The sequence below is a fragment of the Pseudoalteromonas prydzensis genome (genome assembly GCF_011050055.1).
GTDB classification, from domain to species: Bacteria; Pseudomonadota; Gammaproteobacteria; order Enterobacterales; family Alteromonadaceae; genus Pseudoalteromonas; species Pseudoalteromonas prydzensis_A.
In genome coordinates, this window is record NZ_DRGM01000147.1 from 1 (window position 1) to 3,743 (window position 3,743).

General features: G+C 42.3%; 4 protein-coding genes. 3 read left to right on the forward strand and 1 reads right to left on the reverse strand.

Annotated elements, in window-relative coordinates:
• On the forward strand, nucleotides 1-318 hold a 318-nt coding region (locus ENH88_RS14270), incomplete at its 5' end, for a tRNA-dihydrouridine synthase (RefSeq protein ID WP_304183141.1).
• 644 nt (nucleotides 319-962) lie between these two features.
• On the opposite strand, the gene ENH88_RS14275 is transcribed toward ENH88_RS14270, so the two are convergent.
• Nucleotides 963-1,868 (reverse strand): LysR family transcriptional regulator, encoded by a 906-nt coding sequence (locus ENH88_RS14275; RefSeq protein WP_304183143.1) that lies wholly within the window; start codon nucleotides 1,866-1,868, stop codon nucleotides 963-965.
• 150 nt (nucleotides 1,869-2,018) lie between these two features.
• Between ENH88_RS14275 and ENH88_RS14280 the strand changes: the two genes are divergently transcribed.
• Together ENH88_RS14280 and ENH88_RS14285 are read left to right on the forward strand one after the other, a co-directional pair.
• Nucleotides 2,019-3,083 (forward strand): TIGR03571 family LLM class oxidoreductase, encoded by a 1,065-nt coding sequence (locus ENH88_RS14280; protein WP_102090616.1) that lies wholly within the window; start codon nucleotides 2,019-2,021, stop codon nucleotides 3,081-3,083.
• A gap of 17 nt (nucleotides 3,084-3,100) precedes the next feature.
• On the forward strand, nucleotides 3,101-3,709 hold the full coding sequence (locus ENH88_RS14285) for an FMN-dependent NADH-azoreductase (protein ID WP_157822722.1): 609 nt from the start codon (nucleotides 3,101-3,103) through the stop codon (nucleotides 3,707-3,709).
• The last annotated feature ends 34 nt before the right edge of the window (nucleotides 3,710-3,743 follow it).

Below are 3,743 nucleotides of genomic sequence, written 5' to 3' on the forward strand. Positions count from 1 at the left end.
GATTATATCCATGTGAGCACCGCAGGACTGAGCCCAGAGCAGCAAATCCCTGTGGAAGCGAGCTATCAAGTGCCTTTTGCTGCCGCGATAAAAGAAGCGGTCAATATACCTGTCATTGCCGTGGGCCTAATCACCGAGGCCGAGCAGGCAGAAAGCATCATCACCGAGCAGCAAGCGGACGCGGTTGCATTGGCACGCGGCATACTTTACGACCCGCACTGGCCGTGGCACGCGGCGGCCGAGCTTGGCGCAACCGTCAAAGCGCCCAAACAATATCTGCGCTCAAGCCCGCACGGTAAGCCGTCTCCGATAGAATAAGTGTAATCGAACTACGAACATAGACTGAAGACATTACTTGCTTCAGTCTATGCATTAACTCACTTTAATTCAAACTAAAGTAATTATGGCTTAAAAGTTAGATAGTCATCAGTGTATTCAACTTGACAAGTGGTAGTGATATCAACGCTGCCATAATTTACCGGCTGAAGTGTAGCGCAGGGAGGTCAACTTATGGTCTTGTTAGGCCTGCTAAATGTTCCATAAGCGGAATTACCTCATTGTAAATACCCCATTCTTAACACAACATCATCGTAGAATAATTAAGCCACCTGCCTGTACTCAGCAGGTGTCATTGTAGTGGCATAATGAAATAGGACAGTAGATAAGAGGTTATACTATCACCAAGACTGGAGAGAAGATATGACCACTACACACCGCACAAACAAAAGTATTAAGCTATTATTCTAGTAAGTAATGAAACAAAATTATATATGGTTTTCCGTTCACCCTGAGCCTGTTGAAGAGTAGGAAAACCGTTATGGTTCGACAAGCTCACCACGAACGGTTTTTTATAATTTAAATTTGTTCAGTTACTTAAATCAGAATAGTATGATGAAGAAAGCCCTTCCTAAATTAGATACGCATAATATTCTACTGCTTTTCACAATATCACCATCTACAGTTTAACCTATCAAACGCTGTGCTAAAAAATTCACCAACACGCCAATTTTTACCACATTACGGCTAGTGGGCGGATACACCAAATAAATCCCGTCATCTGTCGCCAAAGACGGGGTCACTTGCCAATCAGACAACACCTGTACCAACGCCCCAGACTGCAACGCTTTCTCAATCAGCCAATTAGGTAAATGGCTAATCCCTTGTCCATCAAGCGTGGCTTGTTTCAGCATTTCTATATTATTACCCATCAAATTCCCTGTCACCCGCAAACTTTGCGTTTTACCCGTTTTATGGAAATACCACTTTGACGCATAGCCTTGATACATAAACGGCAAACAATTATGCTCGGCTAATTGTGACGGTATTTGTGGTGTTCCATGCAATCGTAGATAATCGGGACTGGCACATAACAGCCGTTGCTGAGAGGCAATAAATTTTGCTACCAAGCGGTCATCCTCCACACGCCCTAACCGCACCCCTACATCATATTTCTCATTAAATAAATCTACAAATTCATCACTAGCAAATAGCTCCAATTCAATTTTTGGGTATAAATGGGCAAATTCGGCAAGCAATGGGGCGATTTTTTCAATCCCATAGGCACTGGGAAAAGTAAGGCACAATCGCCCTTGTGGCTCAATTTGCTCCTCTTTAATCGCTTCATTTACCTGTTGTAATTCAGCTAATATCGGCTCGGTCTGTTGTAAATAACGCATCCCTGCATGGGTCAAATCCAAATGTCTGGTTGAGCGATTCAATAGCTTAACTTGCAAGGATTGTTCTAAGTTATCAATTTGCCGAGTGACAGACGACACCGCCAGCCCAAGCTGACTTGCCGTGGCAGTAAAGCTATTAGTATTCGCCACATGGTGAAAAATAGTGAGGGCATAGAAGTAATTGATGGTCATGGGTTTGTTAGCAGTTAAGTGTATTTTTGAATAAACATATTTTTGCAAAAAAAGCAAAACTGTTTCTAATTTTACCCCAATTATCATTAAAAATAAAAGCATTATACTAGGGCTATATTTTTTAATGCTTAATTTAACGGAGTGACTCCCATGACCACAAGCTCACAAACTGCTGTACCAAACCTCTCTGTTCTTGGACAAGACAATAGCCAATTATTTCACACCGCTCAGACGAATGAAAATATAACCCCGCAACAAAAACAACTACCCCCTCATCTTGCCAATCACCCTGCATTTAGTGAGGTGTTTCAAGCGGATAAACTCACCTTGGGATTGATTGCCCCGTTTAAAGGCTATCCCAATAGTCCGATTCCGAGCTTAGAAGACTTTGGGGAAACCGCTGTCTTAGCAGAACAGCTTGGATTTTCTGCACTATGGTTGCGAGATGTGCCATTTTATGACCCAAGTTTTGGCGATGTTGGACAAGCATTTGACCCCATGGTTGCCATGGGCTATTTGACTGCGAAAACCCAACGAATTGCGATAGGTTCAGCAGGCATCGTTGCACCTTTGCGGAGTCCCATTCATATCGCCAAAGCCTCAGCAAGTACGGCAGTATTAAGCAATAATCGCTTTATTTTGGGGATGTCGAGTGGCGATAGACCTGTGGAATACCCTGTGTTTCAGCAAAACTTTGACAATCGTGCCGAGCGTTTTCGAGAAAGTTGGGACATGATTCGTGCCTTAACCACCCAAAAATTTCCGCAGTTTAAAGGGCAACATTATGGGGATTTAACAGGCAATATTGGCTTTATCCCTATCCTTGAACAACGCTTACCGATGGTTGCTATTGGTCGTGCCAGACAGGAACTAGATTGGCTTGCTAATACTGCCGATGCGTGGATTTGGCATGGGGTAAACCCAAAAGATACCAAAAATATCGTGCAAACCTTGGCGGATTTAAATCAAGATGACGCTTGGCATCCTTTTGGTTATGCCAATTTTGTCGAACTTAGTGAGAATCCGAATGAGCCTGCTCAATTATCTCGCAATATTTATCTACGAGGCGGGTCACATAGTTTGCTGGAATTTTGGCAAGAGCAGAAAGAACAAGGCTTATCTCATGTCACCATTAATTTAAAGCCTACCAAACGCCCTGTCAAAGAAACGTTGCAAGACTTAGCAGAAAATGTGTTAGCCAAATTAAACCAATAAAAATGGGGTATAAAACCATGAAAACGCTTGTCATTGATACCACAATCAATGCCCATACTGAGTCATTTTCGGCTCAGTTACTACAACAAATCAAACAGCAATTTGCTGAAAGCACAACCTATTTGCCATTAAATGACATGGATTTACCTACCTTGGATGAGGCAACCCTAACGGTCATTTATAAACAAAAAGCAGGGGAGGCTTTGAGTGTGGCGGAGCAAGCTATCGCCGACACTCGGCAATCGATGTTACAGCAGTTTAAAGCGCATCAAAAAATCGTTATTATCTATCCGATGTATAACTACAATATCCCTGCTCGACTCAAAGATTATATGGATATGGTGTTGGTGCCACGAGAGACTTTCCAGTACAGCGAGGCAGGTAAAATTGAACCCTTATTGACCGATAATAGAGCCGTGTTGTTTCTACAAATTAGTGGGTCGATGTTCTCATTGGATAAAGAATGCCAACAAATGGAATTTGCTTACCGTTATTTGGATATGATGTTTGCAAAAATGGGCTTTAAAAAACGCACCTTGATTCGAGCAGAAGGCACAGCCATTTGTGATAAAGAGGCAATTTTACAAGCCACGCTAGAAGATTTTAACCAATGGCAAGTTAATTAAATTTTAAGATAGCTGATACATAAGCTCAAGTTAC

Coding starts and splice junctions, on each gene's coding strand:
- ENH88_RS14275 (WP_304183143.1), bottom strand. CDS start 1,868: ATGACCATCAATTACTTCTATGCCCTCACTATTTTTCACCATGTGGCG.
- ENH88_RS14280 (WP_102090616.1), top strand. CDS start 2,019: ATGACCACAAGCTCACAAACTGCTGTACCAAACCTCTCTGTTCTTGGA.
- ENH88_RS14285 (WP_157822722.1), top strand. CDS start 3,101: ATGAAAACGCTTGTCATTGATACCACAATCAATGCCCATACTGAGTCA.